This is a genomic window from Methanohalophilus profundi, assembly GCF_004137855.1.
In the GTDB taxonomy this organism is placed as follows: Archaea; Halobacteriota; Methanosarcinia; order Methanosarcinales; family Methanosarcinaceae; genus Methanohalophilus; species Methanohalophilus profundi.
In genome coordinates this window covers 1,589,551-1,614,812 of the sequence record NZ_QBKB01000002.1, presented here as the reverse complement: position 1 = coordinate 1,614,812, position 25,262 = coordinate 1,589,551, and the positions used below count along the sequence as shown (strand labels likewise).

The 25,262-nt window shown below is 44.3% G+C and carries 31 protein-coding genes and 2 pseudogenes; 16 read left to right on the top strand and 17 right to left on the bottom strand.

Features of this window, described 5'->3' with window-relative positions; all coding sequences use genetic code 11:
• The first annotated feature begins 1 nt into the window (after window position 1).
• The 6 genes and pseudogenes from hemA to C9889_RS08675 all read left to right on the top strand — a co-directional run bounded on the left by hemA (window position 2) and on the right by C9889_RS08675 (window position 6,171).
• Window positions 2-1,273: pseudogene (gene hemA / locus C9889_RS08700) on the top strand (glutamyl-tRNA reductase).
• 15 nt (window positions 1,274-1,288) lie between these two features.
• Window positions 1,289-2,266: a porphobilinogen synthase gene (hemB, locus tag C9889_RS08695; RefSeq protein ID WP_129598797.1), complete on the top strand. Its 978-nt coding sequence runs from the start codon at window positions 1,289-1,291 to the stop codon at window positions 2,264-2,266.
• Window positions 2,267-2,285: 19 nt separating this feature from the next.
• Entirely contained in the window at window positions 2,286-3,548 is a 1,263-nt protein-coding gene (hemL, locus tag C9889_RS08690) for a glutamate-1-semialdehyde 2,1-aminomutase (protein WP_129598793.1), read from the top strand.
• Window positions 3,549-3,562: 14 nt separating this feature from the next.
• Entirely contained in the window at window positions 3,563-4,489 is a 927-nt protein-coding gene (gene hemC, locus C9889_RS08685) for a hydroxymethylbilane synthase (protein ID WP_129598790.1), read from the top strand.
• A 6-nt stretch (window positions 4,490-4,495) separates the two neighbouring features.
• Window positions 4,496-5,395, top strand: coding sequence for a dihydroorotate dehydrogenase (locus C9889_RS08680; protein WP_129598787.1), 900 nt, complete (start codon window positions 4,496-4,498; stop codon window positions 5,393-5,395).
• Entirely contained in the window at window positions 5,395-6,171 is a 777-nt protein-coding gene (locus C9889_RS08675; protein WP_129598784.1) for a dihydroorotate dehydrogenase electron transfer subunit, read from the top strand. The genes C9889_RS08680 and C9889_RS08675 overlap by 1 nt, the downstream gene beginning before the upstream one ends.
• A gap of 46 nt (window positions 6,172-6,217) precedes the next feature.
• Here the strand turns inward: C9889_RS08675 and C9889_RS08670 are convergent, their stop codons facing one another.
• The gene (locus C9889_RS08670; RefSeq protein ID WP_129598781.1) at window positions 6,218-6,502 is read right to left on the bottom strand and encodes a hypothetical protein; all 285 of its coding nucleotides are present in this window, start codon (window positions 6,500-6,502) and stop codon (window positions 6,218-6,220) included.
• A gap of 181 nt (window positions 6,503-6,683) precedes the next feature.
• On the opposite strand from C9889_RS08670, the gene C9889_RS08665 reads away from it, so the two are divergent.
• The 3 genes from C9889_RS08665 to C9889_RS08655 are packed head-to-tail and all read left to right on the top strand — an operon-like array spanning window position 6,684 to window position 9,462.
• Complete coding sequence (locus C9889_RS08665; protein WP_129598778.1) at window positions 6,684-7,409, top strand: fumarylacetoacetate hydrolase family protein; 726 nt, start codon at window positions 6,684-6,686, stop codon at window positions 7,407-7,409.
• Complete coding sequence (locus tag C9889_RS08660; RefSeq protein WP_072360179.1) at window positions 7,409-7,708, top strand: hypothetical protein; 300 nt, start codon at window positions 7,409-7,411, stop codon at window positions 7,706-7,708. The genes C9889_RS08665 and C9889_RS08660 overlap by 1 nt, the downstream gene beginning before the upstream one ends.
• A 41-nt stretch (window positions 7,709-7,749) precedes the next feature.
• Entirely contained in the window at window positions 7,750-9,462 is a 1,713-nt protein-coding gene (locus C9889_RS08655; protein WP_129598775.1) for a glutamate--tRNA ligase, read from the top strand.
• Window positions 9,463-9,488: 26 nt separating this feature from the next.
• Here the strand turns inward: C9889_RS08655 and C9889_RS08650 are convergent, their stop codons facing one another.
• The 9 genes and pseudogenes from C9889_RS08650 to hisS all read right to left on the bottom strand — a co-directional run bounded on the left by C9889_RS08650 (window position 9,489) and on the right by hisS (window position 15,994).
• A complete protein-coding gene (locus tag C9889_RS08650; RefSeq protein WP_129598772.1) occupies window positions 9,489-10,091 on the bottom strand; it encodes a 30S ribosomal protein S3ae in 603 nt (200 codons plus the stop codon).
• A gap of 130 nt (window positions 10,092-10,221) precedes the next feature.
• The gene (locus C9889_RS10895; RefSeq protein ID WP_263854000.1) at window positions 10,222-11,166 is read right to left on the bottom strand and encodes an aminoacyl--tRNA ligase-related protein; all 945 of its coding nucleotides are present in this window, start codon (window positions 11,164-11,166) and stop codon (window positions 10,222-10,224) included.
• Between the two features lie 19 nt (window positions 11,167-11,185).
• Window positions 11,186-11,730, bottom strand: a pseudogene (locus tag C9889_RS10890) (hypothetical protein).
• Window positions 11,731-11,853: 123 nt separating this feature from the next.
• A complete protein-coding gene (locus C9889_RS08640) occupies window positions 11,854-12,270 on the bottom strand; it encodes a uracil-DNA glycosylase (protein ID WP_263854025.1) in 417 nt (138 codons plus the stop codon).
• 111 nt (window positions 12,271-12,381) lie between these two features.
• Window positions 12,382-12,612, bottom strand: a complete 231-nt coding sequence (locus tag C9889_RS08635; RefSeq protein WP_129599534.1) for a KEOPS complex subunit Pcc1 — start codon at window positions 12,610-12,612, stop codon at window positions 12,382-12,384.
• A gap of 90 nt (window positions 12,613-12,702) precedes the next feature.
• Window positions 12,703-13,227 carry a DHHA1 domain-containing protein gene (locus tag C9889_RS11330; protein ID WP_318531569.1) on the bottom strand — a complete coding sequence of 175 codons (525 nt, stop codon included), beginning with the start codon at window positions 13,225-13,227 and terminating at the stop codon, window positions 12,703-12,705.
• 193 nt (window positions 13,228-13,420) lie between these two features.
• Entirely contained in the window at window positions 13,421-13,921 is a 501-nt protein-coding gene (locus C9889_RS11325) for a DHH family phosphoesterase (RefSeq protein ID WP_318531568.1), read from the bottom strand.
• Window positions 13,922-14,130: 209 nt separating this feature from the next.
• Window positions 14,131-14,589: a 30S ribosomal protein S15 gene (locus C9889_RS08625; protein ID WP_129598769.1), complete on the bottom strand. Its 459-nt coding sequence runs from the start codon at window positions 14,587-14,589 to the stop codon at window positions 14,131-14,133.
• Window positions 14,590-14,752: 163 nt separating this feature from the next.
• Entirely contained in the window at window positions 14,753-15,994 is a 1,242-nt protein-coding gene (hisS, locus tag C9889_RS08620) for a histidine--tRNA ligase (RefSeq protein WP_129598765.1), read from the bottom strand.
• A 136-nt stretch (window positions 15,995-16,130) separates the two neighbouring features.
• On the opposite strand from hisS, the gene C9889_RS08615 reads away from it, so the two are divergent.
• The 7 genes from C9889_RS08615 (at window position 16,131) to C9889_RS08585 (ending at window position 20,946) form a co-directional block, all read left to right on the top strand.
• A complete protein-coding gene (locus C9889_RS08615; protein WP_129598762.1) occupies window positions 16,131-16,460 on the top strand; it encodes a pyrimidine dimer DNA glycosylase/endonuclease V in 330 nt (109 codons plus the stop codon).
• 121 nt (window positions 16,461-16,581) lie between these two features.
• Window positions 16,582-17,625 carry an amidohydrolase family protein gene (locus C9889_RS08610; RefSeq protein WP_318531567.1) on the top strand — a complete coding sequence of 348 codons (1,044 nt, stop codon included), beginning with the start codon at window positions 16,582-16,584 and terminating at the stop codon, window positions 17,623-17,625.
• Between the two features lie 27 nt (window positions 17,626-17,652).
• Entirely contained in the window at window positions 17,653-18,102 is a 450-nt protein-coding gene (locus tag C9889_RS08605) for a universal stress protein (RefSeq protein WP_129598759.1), read from the top strand.
• Between the two features lie 35 nt (window positions 18,103-18,137).
• The gene (locus C9889_RS08600) at window positions 18,138-18,956 is read left to right on the top strand and encodes a CBS domain-containing protein (RefSeq protein ID WP_394342237.1); all 819 of its coding nucleotides are present in this window, start codon (window positions 18,138-18,140) and stop codon (window positions 18,954-18,956) included.
• 65 nt (window positions 18,957-19,021) lie between these two features.
• Window positions 19,022-19,702, top strand: coding sequence for a 2,5-diamino-6-(ribosylamino)-4(3H)-pyrimidinone 5'-phosphate reductase (locus C9889_RS08595; protein ID WP_129598757.1), 681 nt, complete (start codon window positions 19,022-19,024; stop codon window positions 19,700-19,702).
• Between the two features lie 80 nt (window positions 19,703-19,782).
• Window positions 19,783-20,286, top strand: a complete 504-nt coding sequence (locus tag C9889_RS08590; protein ID WP_129598754.1) for a thioredoxin family protein — start codon at window positions 19,783-19,785, stop codon at window positions 20,284-20,286.
• A gap of 18 nt (window positions 20,287-20,304) precedes the next feature.
• Window positions 20,305-20,946 (top strand): cytochrome c biogenesis CcdA family protein, encoded by a 642-nt coding sequence (locus C9889_RS08585; RefSeq protein ID WP_129598751.1) that lies wholly within the window; start codon window positions 20,305-20,307, stop codon window positions 20,944-20,946.
• On the opposite strand, the gene C9889_RS08580 is transcribed toward C9889_RS08585, so the two are convergent.
• From C9889_RS08580 to cbiT, 7 genes are read right to left on the bottom strand one after another with little or no spacing between them, the layout of a single operon-like run.
• The gene (locus C9889_RS08580; RefSeq protein ID WP_129598748.1) at window positions 20,947-21,660 is read right to left on the bottom strand and encodes a precorrin-8X methylmutase; all 714 of its coding nucleotides are present in this window, start codon (window positions 21,658-21,660) and stop codon (window positions 20,947-20,949) included.
• Window positions 21,650-22,447: a precorrin-3B C(17)-methyltransferase gene (cobJ, locus tag C9889_RS08575; protein ID WP_129598745.1), complete on the bottom strand. Its 798-nt coding sequence runs from the start codon at window positions 22,445-22,447 to the stop codon at window positions 21,650-21,652. Before cobJ ends, C9889_RS08580 begins: the two co-directional genes overlap by 11 nt.
• On the bottom strand, window positions 22,416-22,769 hold the full coding sequence (locus tag C9889_RS08570; RefSeq protein WP_129598742.1) for a cobalamin biosynthesis protein: 354 nt from the start codon (window positions 22,767-22,769) through the stop codon (window positions 22,416-22,418). Before C9889_RS08570 ends, cobJ begins: the two co-directional genes overlap by 32 nt.
• Window positions 22,766-23,251, bottom strand: a complete 486-nt coding sequence (locus C9889_RS08565) for a cobalamin biosynthesis protein CbiG (protein ID WP_225420049.1) — start codon at window positions 23,249-23,251, stop codon at window positions 22,766-22,768. The genes C9889_RS08570 and C9889_RS08565 overlap by 4 nt, the downstream gene beginning before the upstream one ends.
• Window positions 23,252-23,274: 23 nt before the next feature.
• Window positions 23,275-24,003, bottom strand: coding sequence for a cobalt-precorrin-4/precorrin-4 C(11)-methyltransferase (locus C9889_RS08560; RefSeq protein ID WP_129598736.1), 729 nt, complete (start codon window positions 24,001-24,003; stop codon window positions 23,275-23,277).
• 1 nt (window position 24,004) lies between these two features.
• Window positions 24,005-24,622, bottom strand: coding sequence for a cobalt-factor II C(20)-methyltransferase (locus C9889_RS08555; protein WP_129598733.1), 618 nt, complete (start codon window positions 24,620-24,622; stop codon window positions 24,005-24,007).
• Window positions 24,616-25,191 carry a precorrin-6Y C5,15-methyltransferase (decarboxylating) subunit CbiT gene (gene cbiT, locus C9889_RS08550; RefSeq protein ID WP_129598730.1) on the bottom strand — a complete coding sequence of 192 codons (576 nt, stop codon included), beginning with the start codon at window positions 25,189-25,191 and terminating at the stop codon, window positions 24,616-24,618. The genes C9889_RS08555 and cbiT overlap by 7 nt, the downstream gene beginning before the upstream one ends.
• Window positions 25,192-25,262: the final 71 nt, after the last annotated feature.

The following is a 25,262-nucleotide window of genomic DNA, read 5'->3' as shown; positions in this document are numbered from 1 at the left end:
ATTGACTGAAATATCTAGCATGGTTATTTCCCATGCAAAGGCAACAGTGGAGGAAATGGAAGATGCCTAGCAGGGTGAAATCGAGGATATACTTTCCCAGCTAAGTTCCCATGAGCTCGTGTACGAATGCGCAGTCCTTAAGACATGCAACCGACTGGAAATGTATGTGGTATCTCCTAAAGGAAGCAGTGTCCTTTTTCATTTTGCAAAAAAAATGGGCGTTTCTTCCCGCATTGTCGAATTTTATGACCATGAAGAATCCTTATATCACCTCTTAAAACTCTCCTGTGGCCTTGAATCCATGATAATAGGAGAAGATCAGATCCTGGGACAGATAAAGGATTTGTTCACTTTTTCCCGGAATGCAGGTACAATGGGCAAAATCCTGGAGACCGCTTTTAGCAAGGCGATCCAGGTGGGTAAAAGAGCCCGTACGGAAACCAACATCAACAGGGGTTCTGTATCCATTGCATCTGCTGCAGTGGATCTTGCCGATGAAATGTTAAAAGGCCTGCAAGGACGTAATATACTTGTAATTGGCACCGGTGAGATGGGCACTCTTGTGACCCGGGCATTATCACACAGGGACATGAATGTTGTGTATCTGGCAAACCGCACATATGAGAAGGCAAAAGTACTTGCAGATGAGCTGGGAGGTCTGGCCGTGGATTTCATGAGTCTTGATCGCTATACACAGCAGGCCGATGTCATAATCAGTGCTACATCTGCCCCCCATTATGTCCTGAAGAAAGCAACTGTGGAAAAATCCCTCAAGAACAGGAACGATAATCTTCTGCTGATAGATATCGCCAGTCCCCGGGACATAGATCCCGAAGTTGAAAGCCTTCCCGGAGTTATCCTGCGTAACATCGATAACCTGAGGGTAATTAATGAGCGCAATCTCCAGATGAGAATGGAAGAGGCAAAGAAAGTTGAAACTATAATTGATGAAGAATACAAAATGCTCATTAACCAGTACAAAAGACAGAAGGCAGATGCTCTTTTGTCCGAACTTTACAGCCAGATATATACTCTGCGAAAGCATGAAATGGATAGGGCTGTGAACAGGTTGGGAGCTTATCACACAATTGGGGATGTGGAATGCGAGGTCCTGGATGATCTGACAAGGGCGATTGCAAACAAAGTCCTGGCAGAACCTACCAAGGTGTTACGTAATGCAGCTGAATACAATGATGAGGCTTTTCTTGATTCGGCCTGTAAGCTTTTTAACATCAAACCCTATGCTAAAAAAGAAAAGGAAAATTGCAAATAAGGACTTGTGATACCAATGTACCCAAATATTCGAATGCGCAGGCTCAGGAACGGAAAGATAGGTAATCTTATACGTGAAACTTCCCTGGGGGTTGATGACCTCATCTATCCGATGTTTGTTGACGAAACTGCTGAATCCATAGTTGAAGTACCTTCCATGGAAGGTGTCCTGAGACTGCCCCTTTCCGAGGTTGTCAATGAGGCCAGGAATATGGCAGACCTGGGTATCAGTTCTTTGATGCTTTTCGGCATTCCTTCGGATAAGGATGAAAAGGGAAGCAGTGCTTGCGGGGATGAGGATATTGTCCAGCAGGCCACGCGTGCTATCAAGGAGGAACTTGGTGACGACATGGTTGTGATTACCGATGTCTGCATGTGTGAATATACATCCCATGGCCATTGCGGGATTATTGATAATGAAACCCATGATGTGATTAATGATGAAACTCTACCCATTTTGGGCGAGATTGCGGCAAGCCATGCCAGGGCGGGTGCAGATATGGTAGCCCCTTCCGGTATGATGGACGGCGTGGTGGGTGCAATCAGGCAATCCCTGGATCAGGAAAATTTCAGTGATGTGCCAATTATGTCCTATGCTGCAAAATACTGTTCCGCATTTTACGGCCCCTTCAGGGATGCTGCGGATTCATGCTATTGTTTCGGGGACCGCTCTACATACCAGATGGACCCTGCAAATTCGGATGAGGCCCTGAGGGAAGTAGAACTGGATATTATGGAAGGTGCCGACATCGTCATGGTAAAACCGGCTCTTCCGTACCTTGATATCATCTACCGGATAAAACAGGAGTTTGGTATGCCAACTGCGGCTTACAATGTCAGCGGGGAATATTCCATGCTCAAGGCAGCCGCCCAGCAAGGCTGGCTGGATGAGAAAAAGGTCATGTACGAATCCCTGATGTCAATAAAAAGGGCTGGAGCCGACATGATAATTACTTACTTTGCCAAGGAAATGGCACAATTACTGCATGAATGAAATTTATTGGTGTGATTACATGGTCAATCTGGAAAAATCAAAAGCAATGTTTGAAAAGGCCAGGGAATATCTCCCTGGTGGTGTTAGCAGTCCGGTACGAGCAATCAAACCCTATCCTTTCTACACCGAGAAAGCTTCCGGATGCCGTATTACAGATGTTGACGGTAATGAATACATCGATTACTGCCTCGGTTACGGCCCCAATATGCTGGGTCATGCAAATCCCGTGGTCAAGAAAGCAATAAGTGATCAACTTGAAAAGGGATGGCTCTATGGAACCCCCACAGAGTCCGAGTTCAAACTGGCCGAAAGGATTGCAGCCGCATATCCAGGCATCGATATGCTTCGTTTTGTATCCACAGGTACCGAGGCCACAATGAGTGCCCTGCGGGCAGCACGTGGTTATACAGGAAAGAACAAATTTGTAAAAATAGAAGGCGGTTTCCACGGTGCTCACGATTCAGTACTTGTCAAAGCTGGCTCAGGTGCTTCCACATTAGGTAAACCCGACTCTCTGGGTGTACCACAGGATTTCACCAAACATACTCTTCAGGCACCCTATAATGATATCGAGACCATGACAGAACTACTTGAATCAAGCGATGATATAGCAGCTGTCATCATGGAGCCGGTAATGGGTAATGTCGGGCCGGTATTGCCGCAGGAAGGTTATCTGGAAGAGATCAGGAAACTTACAAAGGAATATGATACTCTCCTCATATTCGATGAAGTCATAACCGGCTTCAGACTTGCAATGGGCGGTGCACAGGAATATTATGGTGTGACACCTGATCTGACAACGCTGGGCAAAATTATCGGCGGAGGAATGCCCATAGGGGTTTTCGGAGGCAGGAAAGATATCATCGAAATGATAGCACCTTCCGGTTCGGTATACCAGGCAGGGACTTTTAGTGGTCATCCGGCATCTGTTGCTGCAGGACATGCAGTACTTGATGTGCTTGAGAAGGAAAATGCTCATGGGAAACTCAATAGTATGGGTCGAAATGTGCGCAGCAGACTTTCCGAGATGGTCACTGATAAAGGACTGGATTACAGTGTTTCAGGTGTGGGTTCCATGTTCAAGATCTTCTTTGGGGATATGCCAACAAATTATCAGGATGTACTCAAATGTGACAAGGAAGGCTATTTTAATTTCTTCCATAAAATGCTGGACCAGGGAATTTTTATCCCCCCTTCCCAGTTTGAGACGAATTTCCTCTCTATGGCACATACCGAAGATGATCTGGAAGCGACCTTTGAAGCTTATGAGTCCTGCCTTTAATAGGATGTGTTGGTTTGATAATTGGTACAAGGGGAAGTGACCTGGCTCTTGCACAGGCAAAGACCGTTGGGGGCCTCCTGGATAGCCGGGGTTTCCCCACTACACGCAAGATCATAAAGACAAGCGGTGATACCTTCACTGACCGCCCGCTCCATGAGGTAGAGGGTGTTGGTGCCTTTGTGCGGGAACTGGATGACCGGATGCTTTCCGGGGAGATTGATATTGCAGTCCATTCAATGAAGGACCTGCCCACTGAAAGACCCAGAGAACTTTCCATCGCAGCAGTGATCGAACGTGATTCTCCTCATGACGTACTTCTCACGAATGATGGTTCAACCCTTGACGAATTGCTCGAGGGAGCAATTGTGGGGACAACATCCATGCGCAGGCGGGCCCAGTTTTTGCGCTACCGTCCGGATCTGGATGTCCAGGACCTGCGTGGTAATATAAATACCCGTCTTAAAAAACTTGAATCCGGCATGTATGATGCAATTATACTGGCAGAAGCGGGTTTGCAACGCATGGGCTGGGACATCGAATGTCACAGGCTGGACGCCGATGGTTTCTGTCCCTCGGCCAACCAGGGAACCATTGCCGTGGTTACCCTGGCAGGCGGGGAAGCGGAATTACTCTGCTCTCAGATCGATCATACCGAATCCCGCATCGCTACAGAGGTCGAGAGACTGGTGATCAGGGATGTGGAAGGCGGATGTATTGTACCGGTTGGTTCATTTGCAGAATTTGTGGACAATGGCAACAGGATACACATACGTGCCGAGATATTATCCCTTGACGGGAAACGGGACATCCGTCTGGACGAGACGATCCCTGTGGATAATTATCGCGAGCATGCTGAAAAATTGGGTAAGAGACTTGTTGAGATGGGTGGAAAAGAGCTGGTTAAAGAAGCCGTTTCCCAGTTATCTCCCAAAAACAATTGATCATCCATGAAGGTAGCAGGTATAGAACTCAAAAATCCGACAATCCTGGCTTCAGGCATAATGGGAACCACGGGAGCAGCCCTTGCAAGAATGGGCCGCAACGGTGCCGGTGCAGTGGTAACCAAATCAATTGGCCCGGTTCCCAAGAAAGGCCATAATAACCCTTCAATGGTGGAGCTGGAATGTGGATATATTAACGCGATGGGACTTCCCAATCCTTCCTACTTGGGTTTCTGTGAGGAAATTGGAATTGCGAAAAGCAAAACGGATGCACCGTTAATTGCCAGCATATTCGGCGGGAACGCTGCAGAATTTACTGAAGTTGCGAAAAGGTTGCTTTCCTCAAAGCCTGATTGCTTTGAACTTAATGTCAGCTGTCCCCATGCTGAAGGTTATGGTGCATCGGTGGGAACTGATCCTGATCTTGTACATGAAATCACAACTTCGGTAGTTGATGCTGTGGATGTGCCCGTATGGGTGAAACTCACACCCAATGTCACGGATATTACTTCCATTGGCAGGGCAGCAGAATCCGCAGGTGCATCGGCAATCGTTGCTATCAATACTGTGCGAGGCATGGCCATTGATATCCATTCCGGGTATCCGATACTCGGCAACCGTTTTGGAGGACTATCCGGTCCTGCAGTAAAGCCGGTGGCTGTAAAATGTGTTTATGACCTGTATGAAGTGCTTGATGTACCCGTGATCGGTGTGGGAGGTATTACCTGCTGGGAAGACGCAATTGAAATGATGCTGGCTGGCGCAAGTGCTGTTGAGATCGGATCTGCAGTACATGACGATACACAAATTTTTGAAAAAATAAGCAAAGGTATTGATACATACCTGCAAAAGTATGGTTATTCAAAAGCTGAAGATATAGCAGGCCTATCACACGAGATGATCTGATGCGTCCCATTCATTCAAAAATCACCGAAATTGTCGAAGAATCACCCAATGTGCGTACTTTTTTCTTTGACACACAATTCGACGAAGCAATTCCCGGCCAATTCGTAATGGTCTGGGTACATGGAACCGATGAGGTCCCTATGACCCTATCCGGCAAGAATTCCATTACCGTCCAGAAAGTAGGGGATGCAACATCCCGTATGTTCGAACTTGGAATCGGTGACCATATGGGACTCAGGGGTCCTTTTGGCAGAGGTTTCACCATTCCCAGAAATGGTGAAAATGTACTTTTCATTGCAGGAGGTGTAGGTGCCGCACCGATTGCTCCCCTTGCAGATATTGTAAAGATGAGAGGAATTGAAGCCCACGCAATTCTGGGTGCCAGATGCTGTGATGAAATTTTATTCAGGGAACGCTTTGCCTGTGGCAGGGTTGATATTACCACAGATGACGGTTCCGAAGGCAGAAGCGGCTTTGTGACCGACCAGCTGACAGAAACGGATACCTCCAATATTAACAGGATATATGTGTGTGGCCCGGAGATTATGATGTATAAGGTCTTTGAAATTTTGAAAGCACGCAATGTTCACGTAAAGACAGAGTTCAGCCTGCACCGGTATTTCAAATGCGGTATCGGAGTATGCGGAGCCTGCAGTATGGACCCCGAAGGCCTGCGTGTCTGCAGGGACGGCCCTGTATTCAATGGCGGTGAACTTGAAGGATCTGAATTCGGACATTATGAACGTGATTCTTCAGGTCGCAAGTGCCGTTTTTAATTATCAGGCAGCAAGTTTTTGTGCCTTCACCTTTTCATAGAGCAGGTTAAACAGAAAAAGCAATTCCCCTTCCAGGAAAATTATTCCTGAATTGGTCCTGTCTTCTTTTTTTGGCAAAAAGGATGGTTAGTTCAAGATCCCTTTGCGCTGCCTGTTTTACCGACATGTCAAATGTATCCTTTTTATTTGTAAGGCTTTTTTCGACATTTTCTTCATCAAGATAGGTATTTATCCATCGTACCAGTTCGGTCCGATATCTACCCGAAATCGGGATATTATTCACATACCTGAGTACATGGTTTATTTCTTCTGTGCAGTAATGATCGTTCATATCCACTCCCCAATAAAGTATTCTTTCCAAACAGTCAAATAAGTTTTCCTTATTGGTTATACTCTGGCAAACCGGCGCTCATTTGCCGGAATTGATAAGAAAAAGGATTTATATTTATATCATATCTTCATAATTTGTCTGCTGGGACAATGCATCTCTTTATTATTAGCAAGTGGATAACATGATCGGAAAATTCAAACACGGTACTGAGATATTTGAGGGTAATGTGCAGGATGAAAGAGTAATATCCCTCGGGGGAGATGTTTATGATGTTAATTCACTTGATATACTTGCGCCTTCAAGTCCTTCCAAAATTATCTGTGTGGGATTGAATTATATTGATCACGCCAAAGAGCTGGATATGGACATCCCGGATGAACCAATAATTTTCATGAAACCCCCATCTTCTGTAATTGGCCATGGTGCAAAAATAATCTATCCTTCCTGCAGCAATCGTGTTGATTATGAAGCAGAACTTGCTGTTGTCATAGGACAGCAATGCCACGGTATTCATGCTGAAAAGGCACAAAGTGTCATCGAAGGATACACATGTTTTAATGATCTAACAGCCCGTGATCTTCAGCAAAAGGACGGGCAGTGGACCAGGGCAAAGGGTTTTGATACTTTTTCCCCGATTGGCCCATTCATAACTCCTGTGGAAGAATTCAATGCTTCTGCAGCAAACATTAAGTGCAGTGTTAATGGCACGACCAGACAGAATTCATCGATTTCCAGATTGATATTCGATGTTGATTTTCTGATAGAGTTCATATCCTCCGTAATGACCCTTGAAAAGGGAGATGTAATTGCCACTGGTACCCCTCCGGGTGTGGGTGAACTTAATTCCGGTGATTCCGTAGACGTAACCATTGAGGGTATAGGCACATTATCCAATGAGGTATCATAATGCTTTTTGATCAAATTTACAGGGAACTTGAATTAACTGAAAGACATCTTATCGTTCTCAGGAAGGTTATTGAGGAAGGGCCGATCGGTATCCTTAAACTTTCGGATGAAACCGGCATGCCAACCCATAAAGTAAGATATTCATTGCGAGTACTTGAACAGGAACATCTCATCAGGCCTTCATCACACGGAGCAGTTGCCGGTGAGAATACGGAAAAATTCCTTGAAGATTTTGACGGACAAATATCCGACATCATTGCAAAAGCATCTCATATCCAGCAGATAAGAAATTCAATTTAATTGTATTTGCATCAGTTTTTAATTTTATAGAGGTCAGCCAGATGACATTAGAGGATGAAGATATAAAAACGATTGAGAAATTTGCATTGCAAAATGCTGTAAAATACGGACAACCTCCCCAGGTTGGCGCTGTCATGGGTCGCGTAATGGGACAGTGTCCCCACCTGCGTCCCAAGGCCAAAGACGTTACGGCAGAAGTACAGAAAGTTATAAACCAGGTTGCAGAAGGCAACCCGGATGTATGGCAGCAGAGACTTGAGGAAGTCGCACCTGAACTTATTGAAGAACTCAATACGAAGAAGGAACCTGAAAAAGGTCTCAAGCCCCTTGATGTGGCAGAAGGAGAAAAGGTTGTTATGCGTTTTGCGCCAAATCCCAACGGGCCCGCTACCCTGGGTAGTGCAAGAGGTATGGTAATCAATTCCGAATATGTCAAAATGTATGGCGGGGATTTCATAATACGTTTTGACGATACCGATCCCCAGACCAAACGTCCGCTACTTGAAGCCTATGAATGGTATCTTGATGACTGTCAGTGGCTGGGTATCGAACCGGACAGGGTGGTAAAGGCATCAGACAGAATAACCCTTTACTACGAGTATGCACGCAAGCTTATCGAAATGGGACACGCTTATGTATGTTTCTGTGACGGGGCTGATTTCAAGAAGTATAAAGATTCATGTACTCCGTGTCCTGATCGTGACAGGGAACCTGCCGAGAATCTGGAATACTGGCACAAGATGATTGAGGGTGAGTATGAAGAAAAATCTGCTGTATTGCGTATCAAGACAGATATCGACCATAAGGACCCTGCACTGCGGGATTTCGGTGCTTTCAGGATAGTAAAAGCTACACATCCCCGCCCGGAAGTGGGTGATAAATACGTAGTATGGCCCCTTCTTGACTTTGAAGGAGCAATCGAGGACCATGAACTTGGCATGACCCATATCATCAGGGGCAAAGACCTGATGGACAGTGAAAAGCGTCAGAAGTATATCTATGATTACTTGGGCTGGGAATATCCAAAGACCACTCACTGGGGTCGCATTAAAATGCATGAATTCGGTAAATTCAGCACCAGTGCACTCAGGAAATCTATAGAAGAGGGCGAATACACAGGCTGGGATGACCCACGGCTTCCAACAATAAAGGCAATTCGCAGACGTGGCATCAAACCAGAGGCCCTGCGTAAATTTATGGTAGACATGGGTGTTGGGGAAACCGATGTGAGTATAAGCATGGATTCCCTTTATTCTGAAAACCGTAAACTCATTGACTCAAAGTCAAAGCGTTTCTTCTTCGTCCCCGACCCTCAAAAGGTTGAGATTATAGACGGAAAACACACTGTTGCCACCCCACCTCTGCATCCCGTGGAAAATATGGGAAACAGGAGTATAGAAGTGGATAATCTTGTTTATATTAGTGGCGAAGATGCAAAAGAACTATCTTCCGGGTCTCTATTAAGACTCAAGGACCTGTATAACATTGAAATTGTATCGACCCAACCTCTCCAGGCAAAACATATTGGTGATTCAATGGATGAGGTCAGGGAAAAACGCCCACCTATCGTCCAGTGGGTAGCTGAGGACAATCTGGAAGTGGAAGTTCTGTCTCCTGAAGGTAGATTCACAGGATTGGGAGAATTACAAATTGCAAATGAGATAGATAAAGTTGTGCAGTTTGAGCGCTTTGGGTTCTGCAGGATAGATGATGTAAAAGAAAAGAGGGTAGTAGCCTATTTCACTCATAAGTGAAAGGCTACTTTTTTATTTTTCAAATTTCAGGCTGCTGCGGAAGCATTAGCCTTTACAGGAAGAACTTCTGTCTTGCGTATTTCTACCCTTCTGATTGGATAGATGGTTTTTGCATTCCTGTAAATATTGGCTGCAAGTTTACCGGTTACGATTTCCTCGACAATGTGTTCAAAGTCAAGTTCTGCAGCTCTTTCAAGGACGATTTTTGCCATAATTTCCCGGATTGCTCTTATCTGGCTGCTTCTTGCCCTCTTTACAGTAAATGCAATGGGCTTGATGCGAAGCTTCCGTCCGTCCTTGGTTGTTACCTCAAGGTTGTTGTCTATACGGGATGTCTGGCGTTTAACAATGGAACGCAGATAATCTGTAGTGATCTCATGACCAATAAAAATAGTGTTTGCAGTGTCGCCTGTTACGCTGTCGATGGCCAGACGCAGTTTGATGTTCTGTTTTGAGAAATCATTAGTAATGTCCCCTACAGTGGTTTCAATCCTTCTTCCAACCAGTTTATCACTTTCATCAGTAGTGGTGGTACCAATAATGGTCCTGCCAAAGAATCCAGGAGTCTCAATATTATACCAGGTTTTGTTCTTCCATTTATCCAGTTTTCTCTGTACTTTTCTTGCCAATAAATTTCCTCCAGTGTTAGTGTGATATTTCTCTGTCGATGATTAATGTAATTAATAAATTCTATAGTATAGGCTATTAGTGGCCCTCTATACTAGACATGTCCATATATAAACAAATCGGTTATCCAGTTTAGAAGAACCTTATTCCTTCAGGCATTTCTCCAAAACGCTTACGGAATTCTACCGGCCAGTTTTCCGGATCCAAGCCTTTCTGTGCAAGGAAAGCCGAGGTCCACCTTTCCAGCCCAACACCCGAACATCCGGACCAGAGTTCCTCTCCCGACTGACTTTTCACATTAAAACCGGAAGGATATTTATCCCCGTTGACACTCACGTTCTGGAACTCAAGCCATTCGCCGTCCTCTCCCCTGTATGGCAGGGGTGCCTCATAGTCTGTAGTACCGGCACTTTGCTCATCCGATACACCTGCAAGCCCCTCCTGTGCCATGAACCATGGTGTGACCCAGGCTTTTCTCCATTCAATATCCAGGATTTCATTGAAGATATGCATATAGCGTTCGTGGAGCTCTTCTGAGGCTTTGACTACCTGTTCCTTTGTACCCAGCCAGACAATCTCGATACGATGGAATTCATCAACACGTTCCATGCCGTGGATGCCACCACTTTCGTACCTGTGGGATGTCCCGGAGCGGTCAAAGACTTTCAGGGGGAACGAGTCTGTTGGTATGGTTTCGCCCTGTAAATACATCCAGAAGGGAGGACACTGGGCATAGCACAGGCCACCTATAGGATCACCTATCTTTTCCTTGATCAGTTCTATAGGTACTTCTTTTGTAACCTTGTAATGGTCAGCGACCTCTTCCCAGTATTCCGGATCGCGGGTCTTCGGGGGGCATACATAGTAGATTTCGGGATAGACTCCTTTGGCATGCCCGGACTTCTGCCATACATCCCAGGGAACAAGTTTCGGGAAAATCATTTCCTGGTATCCCAGGGGTTCGAGAAGTTCCTCGAGAACTATCTTTTCAAAAGTGCGGAACAATTTCGTGGACTGCGGCCCGTGAATCCACTGCCCTCTGCTGGCTCCTCTTTTGATCCACCCTTTTTCTAGCATTTCCTGGGTAGGATCCTTCTCAAATGGATGTGCCTTTTTTTTCACTCTGCCATAGAAGGTTCCAGTGTTCTGTCTTGCCACCATAGACCTTTTCCCTTATCTTGTCCTCCATAAGGGTAAGTATTCTGTCAGGAACACGGTTTTCAAGTTCTGCCTGTCCGACATCCAGATTGATTGTGATGTATTCTCCGTCATAATCCATTGAACTGACATGTGGTATCTTCAGATCACCGACTGATTTTTCAGAAGCCATTTTAATGACAAACTCATCAACATCAATACCCCGGATGCCCAGATGGTATTCCTTTCCAATTTTGCCGGCAGAGGTTTACGCAGCCTGATAATTGCATCATGGGATCGGACATACCGGCCGGAGACTATCTCAAGGTCTATCCGGTTATCTTTTACATTCCAGCTCTTAATTTTTGCTTCTTCCCCTTCTGGTGCTCCTTTGGCGAGTACCTTTGGGGCTTCTCCCTCAAGAAACTCCTGAATAGCATCTACGGCGGGTGCGGGGTCCCCGCTGGTTTTGAAGGCAGCTTTTAACCTGAATTCCAGATCCATTATATTTCCTCGAAATGATTAAATAATGATTAATAAAGTCCTTACAACGACTCAGTTATTGTTACTAATTATTATAAGTTTTACCTGATGGCACAAACCAGCATGTTGGAAGAAAGAATGGACTTACCATAATGCACTGTTTTTTTCTATAAACTCTTGCTGTTCAGGCTGGCGACTTTTAGTATAGATGAGGGCTGCAGGATGATAAAATTTCACCACATTTTTCCCATCTATTTCCCTGCATTCACCCCATTGAAGTTGCCTGTTTCCCAAAAAAGCTTCCTCAGCAGTATTTCCGAGCAGAATAATCACATCTGGATCAAGCATTTCGATTTGCCTTTCAAAAAAAGCCCGACAGGTGGCAAGTTCTCCTTTACGGGGCCTGCGGTTATCAGGAGGTCTGCATTTGACAGTATTGATCACCGCCCAATCGTTCTGCTGAATATCCATATCTTCTATCATGTCATCCAAAATCTTGCCGGCCCTGCCACAGAAAGGTATTCCGCTTGCATCCTCATTCTTGCCGGGGGCTTCACCTATGAAAAGTACTTTTGGATTTTCCCACCCTTCATTATTACTTTGTGGGTTGCGGATTCATGGAGCTGGCATGCAGTACACGAATTTATTTGCTCCCCTAAATCTTCGAATGAATTAATCATTTTTTGCCCCACTGAAATCCAGGTCTTCGGCAATTTTGGCATTCATAAGGAGATCGTCCGTAACAGATATCAGGGAAGAAAGTTTTTCTGTCTTCAAAGTTATGGAATTTTCATCGCAGAGGGTTTTACTTTCCATATTCTCAAGATTGTCCGGTCTTAATGATTCGATAATTGTTTTGCCCCTTTGACCGGCAGCCAGGTAAAGTGTACTTTTAATTTTCATCTGCATTGTTTCCCAGCTGTTTTGCTATAATGGTATCAAGGGCTTTCAGGAACTCTTCTTCACTTCCCGGAGGAATGGCCGCACCGGATGCTATGTTATGCCCCCTCCGTTACCTCCAACCCCTGAAGCTGCCTCTCTTAAGGCAACTGCAAGATCCAGGCCGCTGTCTACAAGTTTGCGGGTTCCTCTTCCTGAAATTTTAACAACATCATCAACTTTGTTCAGGGCAATGAAGGGCAGATCAGGGTGAATGTACCTGATGACAACACCTGCGATCATGCCGGTGGCTTCCATGTCTTCCCCCTGAATGTACCTGAGATGCTGCCGTTTTTGAATCTGCTTCTCTGCCTTTTTGATTTGCCCCATCAAAACTTGCTGGTATTGTTCCGCAAGTATCCAGCCTTCTTCTGCAGCCTTTTCATCTCTCAGACAGGCAGTAAGGGCAAGGCCTCCACGCTCAAGTTTGCCACAGCAATTGAGAAGAGTTACCATGTCATAGACATTCGGTATGGTCTCGTGGTTGAGAATGCAGACTTCACCGATACTGGCATCAATTGCTTCAGGACTGGCTGTTTTTGTCAGTTTAAGTGCCACGGCAGAAGTAAGTTTTTTCATCTGGTTTTCATCAAGTTCTTCGATCGGGCCGCTGATACCCAGAATATTCAGGAAGTTTGTGATCTTTTCTTTTTCACCTGTTATGTCAAGGTAGGGTTCAGGTGTTTTTCCAGCACTTCTGCCAGGTCACCGTCTCCGATCTTTAATCCTTTCCTTATGGAAACAGAGCCATGTTCAATTCCTTCTTTCAGGATCAGGCCATTCTCCCTGTCAAAAGTTGCTTATCCCCTATGGCACCTGCAATTGCAAGCCCTGCAAGCTCTTTATTTTCGGGATTAAGTTCTGTTGCGACAACATAAGCAGTTGTTGAGGCACACATATAATAAGCACCATCTATGTCTGCAAGATGAGGGTTTACCATTATTTGTGCCGTTGTGTCACCCAAAGGTGCGTGGTGGTCTATTATTATGGTGTTATTTTTGACTTTTTCAATCAATTCAGGCTGGCCGCTTCCCATGTCACAGAAAAGTACGAGATCACCATTATCAGTGCTGTTATTAACTGTTTCCACAACATCTTCATCTAGCCTGCTTACAATGCTTGCATGGAAAACTATGTCTTCTTTCAGCAGGGCATGGCACATTACAGCTGCTGCGGTAATCCCGTCTGCATCATTATGGGATACGAGTCTTACACGTGAATATTCACTGATTTTTTCAGATGCCTTTTTTGCAATGGCCCGCAATTTTTCCAAAAACTTTCACCTGCCAGATCCACATATGCTAATTATATATGTAGTTATTTTGATATTAAAAGATTCATTATGCAGCACACATTTATACTTCTATTGATTTGTGTGAGGATTGCCGTCACAATGCCTTAAGTAAATGACAATTAATAGAAGATATAACAACAGGAAAAAACAGAACTAAATTAAAAAATGGGAATTGTACAAATTCCCGTTTACTTAGTAATAAGCATTTCTGCGGTTTCTGGTTTATATTTCCATTCGGCTGGAAGGACTTTGTTTGCCTTATAATATTTAACCAGTCTGCGAATTTTGGATTCAGTAAGCTGAAGAGGACGTTTGTTATGTACATCTTTGTTATTGGCTGCAACATGTTTTCTCAGGCCAATAGCTTTTACGATAAGATTGTACAGGTCTTCAGGAACACCAGGTGCTACTTCATTCTCTTTCAGGATTGCAGTGAGCTTCTTTCCTGTAGCGAGTTTGACATCAGGAACTCCATAATTATCTCTCAACTTCATTCCGATGACACTGGTGGGGTTGCCTTGCTTCCACAAGTCAAGAACCACCTTTTCAATCTCTTCTGCATCCTGCAAAGACCATGCGAGTACTTCTGTACGAATGGGTTTTGTGGACCCTGCCTGGCCTTTTCTGCGAGTGTGCATTTTTGCCATTATGATTACTCCTTATTATTTTGATTTGAATTTAAAGTGACGATAAAGTTACAGGTATGAACGTTGGGAGATTCCCTGTAGTGGCGAAGTGGTGCTAATTAAAGGCACATGGGTTATATATTTTGTGCCATTACGGCTGTATGCATGGAATCTACAATAGCTGTTACATTCCACTTTTAATAATATGTTCTCTGGCCTCTTCAACGGTCAACTGGTGCTGTTCACCGGATTCCATATCCTTCAGGGTAACCTTGCCAGCCTCCATTTCCCTTTTGCCCACTATCACCACATACCTGGCACCGATGTTATTGGCGTGAGACAGCTGGCCCTTGAAGTTTCGTTTCATTATATCGAGATATACCGGCACCACCCGACGTAATTCGCGCGCAATCCCTATTGCATCCAGCCGGGTGTCATCTGTTGCCACAAGCACAACTTCCTTTTTTTGCTCAGGTTCAAGTTCACATATCTCCATTATACGATCAAACCCGAGTCCAAAGCCAGTTGAAGGAACATCCCCTCCACCGAAAAGCTGTATCAACTGGTAGGAGCCACCTCCACATATCTGGTTCTGGGCACCGAGACCTTCGGCATATATCTCAAAAACCATACCAGTGTAATAGTCAAGACCCCTGGCAATACCAAAGTCCACGGAATATTCCACATTATAAGCATCCAGGATTTGTGTCAGTTCTTCAAAAATTTGGAGTTGTTCAATATCCCCCACAATTTGCCTTGCTTTTTCCATTGCATCATCTCCGGTGATACTTACAAGTTCAAACAGCTCATTGCGAAGCTCTATTGATGCATTTATTTGTTCAAGATAATCATCCAGGCCGGTATCGTCCTTTTTATCCACAAGCCTCATGATTTTTGTCTGTTGCTCCGGTTCGAGTTCTTGAAGTATATGACGAATAATCCCCAGGTGCCCTACACGAAGGTCCCCTTTGATACCTACAGATTCGATCATTTCTTCGGCGAGAGCTATTACTTCGGCATCAGCGTCAGGACGGCTGCTTCCAATAGTCTCAACTCCAAATTGCCAGAATTCCCTGAAACGTCCCTTTTGGGGCCTCTCATAACGGAAGCAATTCTCGAAATAGAAAAGTTTTAGCGGACGGGGGGTTGCCTGCATTTCGTTCACATACATACGCATGACAGGTGCGGTGAGTTCCGGACGCAGGGCAAGCTCCCTGTCACCCTTATCAGAAAAATTGTAAATCTCCCCTGTAACCCCTTCTCCGGATTTGAGGGTGAATAGTTCGAGATTTTCAAAAGTAGGTGTGATTATTTCACTGTATCCCCATCTGGAAACTACGTCTCTCATCCTGTTTTCAACAAAACGTCTCAATCGCGTATTCTCAGGAAGGAAATCTCTTGTTCCTCTTGGTCTGCTGATTTTCATCGTATCTAACCTGATATGAATTAATGATTGTAATTGAAGATTCAGTAAGTTACATCATTGTTAAATATATTTTTTGTTTTGGATGCCTGAATCACAGATTGTTAATTTCAAATAAGAATAAATCAATCTATATTACATGAGAATATGGGATTTGCCACCATCGGACCTTTGCAGACAGCATCTGCTTGGAGAACACAGGGAATTGCACGCCCTCTGGTCCATTATCACTAAAAATAAAAAGGCTTATTCCAATCATCCTGAAACTCTTCGCTGGAAAGGTAAATTGCACGCCCTGTACCTGCGCCATGAAACCCTTGTCAGGGAAATGCAGAAACGGGGATATAATCACCACAGTCCCCTTGACCCTCTCCTTGCGAGAGGAGAATCCAGGCAGGACACTCTTATAACATCCCTCGATGAGCAAAAAAACGCTCTCAGGAAAAAAGGATGTAACTGCAAAATTTAAATAGGAAATATCCAGCGTTAATTTTTTAGTTATTAATACATATGAATACAGGATTATGTCCTCAATGAGCCGCGAACAGGTTATTTATGGAAACATCCTCTAGGGGGATGATCTGTCTTTGGTGAAGGGTTATGTATGTATCCGGGATGGTATCATACATGAAGTGTGTGAGGAGCCGACATCTTCTGAAAATATTATTGCTCCCTGTTTTACCAACTGTCACACCCATATCGGGGACTCGGTTTGTAAAGATCCCAGTATAGGCCCGGCTGAGGATTTTGTGATACAGAGAGACCTGAACAGTCTGGTCAGGCCACCGGATGGCTTAAAACACCGCATCCTTGCAAAAACTTCTGATAAGGAACTTGTAGAATATATGAAATTTTCCATCAGGGATATGCTTGCCACCGGAACCACTGGTTTTGCAGATTTCCGGGAAGGGGGGACCAGAGGCGTGCTGGCACTGAAGGATGCATTAAAAGATATGGATATTGATTCCAGAATATTTGCAAGACCCGACAGCAGGGAGTTCAGTATGCCTGTGCACGAGGGGGTTTCCTTACTCCTTTCCCATGCCGATGGTATAGGTATGAGCGGTGCACATGATGTGGATTTGAATCTACTGGCACAGATTGCAGACACCTGTCACAAATCCAGAAGTCCTTTTTGTATACATGCCGGTGAAAAATCCCGCCACGATATCAAAGATGCACTATCCCTGCAGCCGGATATGCTTGTCCATCTGACACAGGCAGTACAGTCAGACCTCAAAAACGTTGCCGATGCATCTATTCCGGTGGTTGTCTGCCCCAGATCCAATTTCCTTACAGGAGTGGGGATGGCACCTGTTGCTGAAATGTTAAAAGCCGGTATAAATGTGGGCGTAGGTACTGACAATGTTATGCTGAATTCTGTAAATATGTTCTCTGAGATGGAGTTCCTTTCAAAGGTATTTGGACTTGAGGATAGACAAGTATTTAAAATGTGCACACTTAATGGGGCATCAATATTGGAGATGGAGGGAAAAGGCCCTCTGCGGGAAGGGCATAAGGCAAACCTGATGGTATTGGATGGCACGTCAAATAATCTAAAAGGAATACAGGATGTATTAAGTGGTCTTGTTCGTCGGGCAAGGCCAGACGATATTTTATCAATAATCCATTAATCTATTCATTTATTCGAGAGATCAAACATGGCAAGTGAAATCTACAAAAAGATACTGATCGCTACCGATGGTTCCACAGAGAACAAAAAAGCGGTCTCTTACGGAATTGAACTGGCAAAGCTCAGTGGTGCCAGAGTATACATGACGTATGTCGTGGATACCGCATCATTTGATTCCATTCCCATGGATGGCGGATGGGAAATGATGTATGAACTTCTTGAAAAGGAAGGGAAGGAAATAACCGATAAAGTGATATCTGACACCGGAGAAGATATCAAAATAGAGTCAAAGTTGCTTGAAGGCCATCCGGGTCATGAGATAATTGATTTTGCTGAAAACGATGGAATTGACCTTATAGTCATGGGTACCCACGGTAAAAGTGGACTTGACAGATTCCTTCTTGGAAGCGTTGCAGAAAAGGTCACCCGCAACTCACATGTCCCCGTTATGGTAGTAAGGGGAAATGAAGAAGAATAAAAATCAATAAAAGATTTTATTGAGGTTATTTAAAAATGCCAGAAAAAACCCTTATTAAGGACATCATGGTGACTGATGTCGCCGCAGCCACTCTGCCCGGTTCACGAGATGAAGTACTGAGTATCCTGAAAGATAAAAAGGTATCCGGTGTGCCGGTGCTCAAAGATAATCGGGTGGTTGGTATCGTAAGTAGAAGTAATCTCCTGAGCAATCCTGAAGAAGAACAGATTGCTTTACTTATGACACGGGACCCCATAAAGGTAAAACCCGAAGATAACATCAAAAAAGCTGCGCAATACCTGATTGATTATGGTTTCAGAAGGTTGCCGGTTGTGGATGTTGACGGTAGACTTGAAGGCATGATAACAGTTGCCGATATTGTTGCAAGTATGGCCGCTCTGCAACTCGATGATCCAATAAGTAAATATCTGGGCAGAAGAGGTATCGGTCCGGTATGGTGTGAAACACCTTTGCCCTTAGTTGCCAAGAACATGGAACTTGCACATATAAAAGCAGTTCCGGTTCTTAATTCAGAACTTGATTTGGTAGGTATAATATCTGACCGTGATATAATCAGTGCAAGTGTCATAGAAGATTCCCTTGAAATGTCTGATATGTCTGCTGGTTCTGACGATGACGAGTGGACATGGGAATCCATGCGCGATACTCTCAGCATATATTATAGTGTCTCCCGAATAAAAGTTCCGGATGTGCCTGTAAAAGAAGTGATGGTCACCGATCTGATCAAGGCATCCAGTAATATGAGTGTTAGTGAATGTGCTCTTAAGATGAAAAGAAACAGGGTCGATCAGGTTCCTGTGGTGGATGCAACGGTGCATTCATTGGCCTGCTGAGGGACCGTTATCTTATGAAAGCACTGATTGATAGATAACCTTATAATTGAAACTGAAGGGATTTTATGCCCACTCCCTTTACATTTATAAATGCTGCAATGTCCATTGACGGGAAAATATCCACCAGACAGCGGCGTCAGGTAAGGATATCAGGAGACATGGATTTTGAAAGAATGGATGAGTTGCGGGCAAGTTCTGATGCGGTAATGGTAGGTATTGGAACTGTTCTTGCTGATGACCCCAGTCTTACTGTCAAGTCCGATGAAAGGCGATCTAAAAGGCTTGCAAAAGGACTTGATGAAAATCCCGTACGAATCGTGCTAGACAGCAAAGCACGTATACCAACAGATGCTGACATATTCAGGAAGGGTGCTGGCAAAATAATAATTGCAGTTTCTGAAAGTGCAGCTTTTGACAGGGTCGAATCACTGAGAAAAAAGGCTATGGTCATAATGGCTGGCGGAGATCAGGTGGATCTTCCTGAATTGTTATCCATACTTGATGAAATGGGCATACACAGGCTTATGGTTGAAGGTGGTGCAGGCCTCAACTGGGGACTTGTCAAAAACGGGCTTGTGGATGAAATATATTCTTTTATAGGAAATCTCATAATAGGAGGGTCAACTGCTCCTACTCTTATCGACGGTGATGGATTTGATGAAGCCGACATGCCAACATGTTCTCTTATAAGTGCCGAAAAGATGGAGGATGGGGTGCTGTTGAAGTGGAAACTCAAAAATGCCTGATTTTTTTACATCCGGGTTTTGTATAAATTTGGGGATACCATGCATAACACTTATATTTTAATGTACCACTCTCTTAATGGATGATAGCAGGTAACAGAATTATGTATGGATTTGTGCTGATTGTGATGTTACTGGCATTTATGGCTGCTGGCTGCACAACTCCTGAAGTTAACCAGCAACAGGAAACTATTGTACAGGAATCGAACACTAAAGATATCGAGCAACTGAACACCTTATTGGAAGAGGAACCTGTGCTCATCAAGTTCGGTTCACCGACATGTGACCCCTGTAGGGACCAGGATATTATTCTGGATATTATTGCAGATGATTATGAGGGTGAGGCCTCTGTGATCATGGTCAACATTAATGAAGAGCGTGATGCAGCCTCGTTCTTCGGAGTGTATTCAATACCCGACATGAGTGTCATTGCCGGAATCAAGGATGACAGGTATCTGTTCATGGGACCTGATGGCAATGTTTCTTTTGACCGGAGATCCACACGTTATGTGGGATTGACGGAGGGTGATATCCTCAGGCAGGCACTGGACAATGCGATCGCCTACAGACAGAACAATACATCATGATATAAAAGCAGTATACAAATGATTACTGATACCATAACTCCCATTGCGATCTTTGTTGCAGGTATTGTTAGCATTGCTTCTCCCTGCGTCTTTCCCCTGCTGCCCGCCCTGTTTGCTTCATCCACAGGCCGGGGTCGTTTCAGACCCCTTGCCATTGTTATAGGATTGTGCATATCCTTTGTCTCGATGGGAATTGTAACTTCTGCATTTGGTTATGCTCTGCGCGATTACCTGACCTACCTGAATATCTTGGCTGCTGCTGTCATTATTGTTTTTGGTATCATTATGGTCAGCAATGTGGAAATATTCAATATCTTTTCAAAAATCCCTGTACCTGCCAGCGCAAATCGGAGAGTAAGCGGCGGATTGCTCCTGGGCCTGTCTCTTGGGGTTGTGTGGCTTCCCTGTATCGGCCCGATTCTCGGCGCAGTGCTCACCAGGATAGCTGTTGAAGGGAATATATACTACGGAGCAGCGATGCTTTCCATTTATTCCCTGGGCTTTGCGATACCGATGTTATTGGTTGCCTATTCCGCCCATTTTACGGGTAATTATGGCAATGTTGCAAAATATCAGAATTATATAAAAAAAGGAGCTGGATTGGTGCTGATTATCGCAGGTATCTGGATGCTCAGCATCAACCCTTTTGTGACCTTCTGATCAGTCACAGGTTTCTTCATCTCTTTTGATAGCCACAATTTCATTGACACAGGCTACAGCTATAGGCGTCCCGCCCCTTGTGCCTACACAGGTTATTGAAGGAATATCCCGTTTGCGAACCTCTTCCTTGGATTCAGCGGAATTGACAAATCCTACAGGCGTTCCAATCACAAGAGCAGGTTTTATCCCATGGTCAATCATGCGGCATACTGCAAATGCAGCTGAAGGAGCGTTTCCTATGGCTACGATTGCTCCTTCAAGCCTGTCACGACAATTCAAAAATCCGGCTGCTGTTCTTGTAATGCCATATTTGTGAGCGATTTGTGCATCCTTGTCCTCATCAAGGACACAGATTACCGGACAATCATGGCCCTTCTTGGTAACACCGGCTTTTACCATATTGATATCGACAAAAATGGGAGCACCGTTTTTGATAGCTTCTACCCCTGCTTTTATTGGATCATTCTTGAAGCGCATTATTTCGGCAACTTCAGGATCGCCTGTGGATATCATGCACCTCTGCCTGACACGTCCCTGGGGAGAATCATCCCCAACCAGTTTGCTGGCAATACGCCTGCTGGTCATGTAAATGGCTTTTGCTTCTTCTGTCTGGGCACCCATATCCCTGCACATTTCCACGAGTTCAGGTTCTGCTTCCATTGTGATTTCCACAAGGTTGTCAAGTTCCTGACCGTTTTGTTCCTCAGTAGTCATATTTCCTCTGATACCCCCTGGGTGTTATTATCTTTTCCATGCCATTCATGCCCCATATACAGGATTCAGGGGTTGTGATCAATATCATGGTCCTCATATCCACCCAGTCGTCATAATCCAGAACTTTACCAAGGGTGGTTACCTTCATTTCCTGGGAATCTCCGCGCAGTGCATTCTTCACAAGACCCACAGGAGAAGATCCATCCCTTGTTTTTTGTATTATTTCAATGGCTTTTCTGAAGTTGGAATTACGTTGTCTGCTCTTCGGATTGTAGAGAGATATGATAAAATCCGCCTCAGAAGCAGCCCTTAGCCTTTTTTCAATACGTTCCCATGGAGTTAACAGGTCACTGAGGCTTACCACTGCAAAATCATTGACAATGGGTGCACCCAGTACACTTGCTCCTGCTGTGATGGCGGTAACGCCAGGCAGGACCTCTATATTCACATCCAGTTCATGATGTTCGGCAACTTCCAGCACAAGACCGGCCATGCCATATACATTGGCATCACCACCGCTTACCATTGAGACAACATTGTCCGCGGCAAGTTCAACTGCCTTTTTGGCACGGTCAACTTCTTTTCCCATATGACTCCTGATGATTTCCTGATCATTGAGGAGTTCCTTGACCTGATCAAGATATGTGCCATTACCAATTATGTAATCAGAATTCAGGATAGCATCCCTGGATGCAATGGTTAGTTGTTCCACCGAGCCGGGTCCAATTCCGATTACATAGAGTTTTCCTTTTTTGTCAGTCTGCGATTGCAATTGTAATCCTTCCATATACTTTCTTTTTCATTATCAGATTTCGGTTAGTAGAAAGTGCAAGTGCACAGGGTTCTGCCACACCTTTGAGGCCAAATCTTGATGCCCTGGATTTAGAAGGTACATCAATTTCATTAATCCTGGAGGGGGACAGGAAGTGAATTGGTACGCCCATAGTTTCAGCTGCACTTTTAAGTCCCTGTTCATCTTTTTTAAGTTCGGCTGAGGCCAGTGCTTTGATATCTTCCATTCTGAGATTTGTTGTTTCCAGTGCCTTTGAAATGGCTTCAAGAACTTCTTCCTCGTGGATTCCCCTGCGGGCACCGATTCCTATTATCATGTGTCTTCCTGTTTTCTTTTGAGTACGGACACATCACTATCCACGATCACAATTTTTGGTCCCTTTATTTTCAAAACCTCGACATCCCGATCCAGCAGTGCACAATTTACATCCTTTGTGGATTCCTTGTTCACGATATCGCATCCCATATTTTTGGCGATACCCTCGACAGAGTTGCGATTATGGACTTCAGTTGCTGTTGTAATTACGGGTGTCGCACCAATTTCAGCAATCTTTCGGACCAGTTCATTGCCTCCATGATGTCCCCCCATGATAGGGATTGCAAAATTGAGATTCGAATCCACCACCACAACAGCCGGATCGGTCCACTTATCTTTAAGGAGAGGAGCGATATCCCGCACAACTATACCTGTAGCAAAAACAGCAATTATCCGGTCATATTTTTCAAAGGCTTCCTTGAATATGTTTTTGCTATAGATAAGCAGGTCCGCTCCCACATGTTCTGCTATTTGGCGGGCCATATCCATATTGCGATTGAAGGTTATTACAGCGGTGGCTGGTGTACTCCGTATAGGTGTGACCTCCTGTAATTTTTCGGATCCACCACACCTCCGATAAGAATCATGGCAGAGCGCTGGATTCCCGCTTCTTTGACCTTTTGGGCAATTGTTTCCACATTTCCGTAGATTACCTGTTCATCATCCCAGGATGCATGGTAAATTACAGCAACCGGAGTGCCTGAAGGACATTCCAGTTTTTCCATGATCTGCTCAATCTTCTGGGTCCCCAAAAAGATTGCCATCGTTTCACCATGTCTGGAAAGAGCAGGAATTTTATCTTCCCCAAGTGTTTTGCCTGCGGGACGGGTTATTATGAGCGAATCGGAAACACCGTTTAATGTCAGCTGGGTGTTAAGAGCTGAAGCAACTGCAAACACGGAGGATACTCCCGGCACTCTTTCGACTTCAACATCATATTCTTTCAGCTCTTCCATCTGTTCTATGATAGAACCATAAAGGGAGGGATCTCCACTGTGCAGCCGGACAACTTTCTTGCCTTCATTTATTGCATCCACCATCACTTTGGTAGTCTCTTCAAGGGTCATTCCATAGCTGTCTACCTTTTTACCTTTTGAATATTCAAGCACTTCAGGATTTACCAGTGAACCGGCATATACCACAAGATCAGCTTCTTCCAGTTTTTCCTTGCCAAGTACGGTGATCAATTTGGCGTTTCCCGGACCGGCGCCGACAAAAGCAATTTTGTCATCCATGTTATTTCTCTCCCTTTTCGGCGTAGATAATACTGAAATAGTTGCCTTTCTCCGGAATGTTTTCTTTACCTTTAATAATCCTTTCCCGGTCCAGGAACAGTCTTTCTGCAAATATGAAATCCTCATATCCTTCTTCTTTCAGGTTGCGGATGATGCCCTGTGTATGTTTTGCTTTCAGTACAATCTTTGATTTTTTGTCAGAGCCATCAGATACCTCAAAAGATGAATCGATTTCGGAATCGGTACGTGAGGCAAAAGAAGTAATTGAACTAATACCGGGCACTGTTGCAGTTTCAACGTCCGGATAGTATTTATGCATGACTCTCTTTAAATGTGTAAATGTTGAGAAAAAGTTAGGATCGCCGATCAGACCGAATACAACTGTTCCATTTCTTGCTTCATTGGCAATGATGTCAGCATTCTTTTTCCATATTTCATTTAGTACATCATAATCACGCAACATCGGAAATTCCAGTATTTCCGAATCAGTATATGGTTTTACCAGTTCCTCTGCCATTTTGCCAGGCACATATACCTTGTCACTATCTTTAAGTGCATTTACAGCTTTAAGCGTGAGAAGATCCGGGTCACCCGGTCCAAGTCCTACTCCTATCAACATTTTTTATCACCTTGAATGTTACTGTATTTTCCGGATATCATATACACGGGATTTTCTGGTTTAAACATAGTTTCCCCGGTAATTGAATATCCTCTTGATATTGATATATTAGTAATAGTGTCAAAAATTCCAAGTTCTTTCATTTGGTTCATTACAGAAACCACAGTCTCAATCCTTACTGCATTGACGATGATGCTTCCTGCTTTATGTTTTACCAGAGATTTGAGAATAGCATCAATATTCTTTGTACCGCCTACAAAGGCACAATCAATTTTTTCTTCGGGAGGAAGTTGTTCTAGAATTTCCGATGATTCACCGTGTATGAGCTTTACACTATCGAGTCCGAAATTTTCGAAATTCTTTTCTGCAACTTCAATGGCTTCCTGACGTGCATCAATGGCAGTGAATTTTATATTTCTTGCCATCTTTGATGCAGCAATGGAAACTGCACCTGTACCACATCCTATATCATAAAAGGTGCATCCTTCACTCAAGTCAAGTTTAGATAATGATACAGCTATTATTTCGGGTTTCGTAGGCCCGCCGCTTATATGTAGTAGCTCAGACATTGTTCTCCCAAGTAAAGTTTATTGGAATTGATTGGATATTGTACCTATACAATATCACTAGCTACATAAAA

Coding starts and splice junctions, on each gene's coding strand:
- hemB (WP_129598797.1), top strand. CDS start 1,289: ATGTACCCAAATATTCGAATGCGCAGGCTCAGGAACGGAAAGATAGGT.
- hemL (WP_129598793.1), top strand. CDS start 2,286: ATGGTCAATCTGGAAAAATCAAAAGCAATGTTTGAAAAGGCCAGGGAA.
- C9889_RS08680 (WP_129598787.1), top strand. CDS start 4,496: ATGAAGGTAGCAGGTATAGAACTCAAAAATCCGACAATCCTGGCTTCA.
- C9889_RS08675 (WP_129598784.1), top strand. CDS start 5,395: ATGCGTCCCATTCATTCAAAAATCACCGAAATTGTCGAAGAATCACCC.
- C9889_RS08670 (WP_129598781.1), bottom strand. CDS start 6,502: ATGAACGATCATTACTGCACAGAAGAAATAAACCATGTACTCAGGTAT.
- C9889_RS08665 (WP_129598778.1), top strand. CDS start 6,684: ATGATCGGAAAATTCAAACACGGTACTGAGATATTTGAGGGTAATGTG.
- C9889_RS08660 (WP_072360179.1), top strand. CDS start 7,409: ATGCTTTTTGATCAAATTTACAGGGAACTTGAATTAACTGAAAGACAT.
- C9889_RS08655 (WP_129598775.1), top strand. CDS start 7,750: ATGACATTAGAGGATGAAGATATAAAAACGATTGAGAAATTTGCATTG.
- C9889_RS10895 (WP_263854000.1), bottom strand. CDS start 11,166: ATGCTAGAAAAAGGGTGGATCAAAAGAGGAGCCAGCAGAGGGCAGTGG.
- C9889_RS08635 (WP_129599534.1), bottom strand. CDS start 12,612: ATGAAAATTAAAAGTACACTTTACCTGGCTGCCGGTCAAAGGGGCAAA.
- C9889_RS11330 (WP_318531569.1), bottom strand. CDS start 13,227: ATGAAAAAACTTACTTCTGCCGTGGCACTTAAACTGACAAAAACAGCC.
- C9889_RS08625 (WP_129598769.1), bottom strand. CDS start 14,589: ATGGCAAAAATGCACACTCGCAGAAAAGGCCAGGCAGGGTCCACAAAA.
- hisS (WP_129598765.1), bottom strand. CDS start 15,994: ATGAAAATCAGCAGACCAAGAGGAACAAGAGATTTCCTTCCTGAGAAT.
- C9889_RS08615 (WP_129598762.1), top strand. CDS start 16,131: ATGAGAATATGGGATTTGCCACCATCGGACCTTTGCAGACAGCATCTG.
- C9889_RS08605 (WP_129598759.1), top strand. CDS start 17,653: ATGGCAAGTGAAATCTACAAAAAGATACTGATCGCTACCGATGGTTCC.
- C9889_RS08600 (WP_394342237.1), top strand. CDS start 18,138: ATGCCAGAAAAAACCCTTATTAAGGACATCATGGTGACTGATGTCGCC.
- C9889_RS08595 (WP_129598757.1), top strand. CDS start 19,022: ATGCCCACTCCCTTTACATTTATAAATGCTGCAATGTCCATTGACGGG.
- C9889_RS08590 (WP_129598754.1), top strand. CDS start 19,783: ATGATAGCAGGTAACAGAATTATGTATGGATTTGTGCTGATTGTGATG.
- C9889_RS08585 (WP_129598751.1), top strand. CDS start 20,305: ATGATTACTGATACCATAACTCCCATTGCGATCTTTGTTGCAGGTATT.
- C9889_RS08580 (WP_129598748.1), bottom strand. CDS start 21,660: ATGACTACTGAGGAACAAAACGGTCAGGAACTTGACAACCTTGTGGAA.
- cobJ (WP_129598745.1), bottom strand. CDS start 22,447: ATGGAAGGATTACAATTGCAATCGCAGACTGACAAAAAAGGAAAACTC.
- C9889_RS08570 (WP_129598742.1), bottom strand. CDS start 22,769: ATGATAATAGGAATCGGTGCCCGCAGGGGAATCCACGAGGAAGAAGTT.
- C9889_RS08565 (WP_225420049.1), bottom strand. CDS start 23,251: ATGGCCCGCCAAATAGCAGAACATGTGGGAGCGGACCTGCTTATCTAT.
- C9889_RS08560 (WP_129598736.1), bottom strand. CDS start 24,003: ATGGATGACAAAATTGCTTTTGTCGGCGCCGGTCCGGGAAACGCCAAA.
- C9889_RS08555 (WP_129598733.1), bottom strand. CDS start 24,622: ATGTTGATAGGAGTAGGACTTGGACCGGGTGACCCGGATCTTCTCACG.
- cbiT (WP_129598730.1), bottom strand. CDS start 25,191: ATGTCTGAGCTACTACATATAAGCGGCGGGCCTACGAAACCCGAAATA.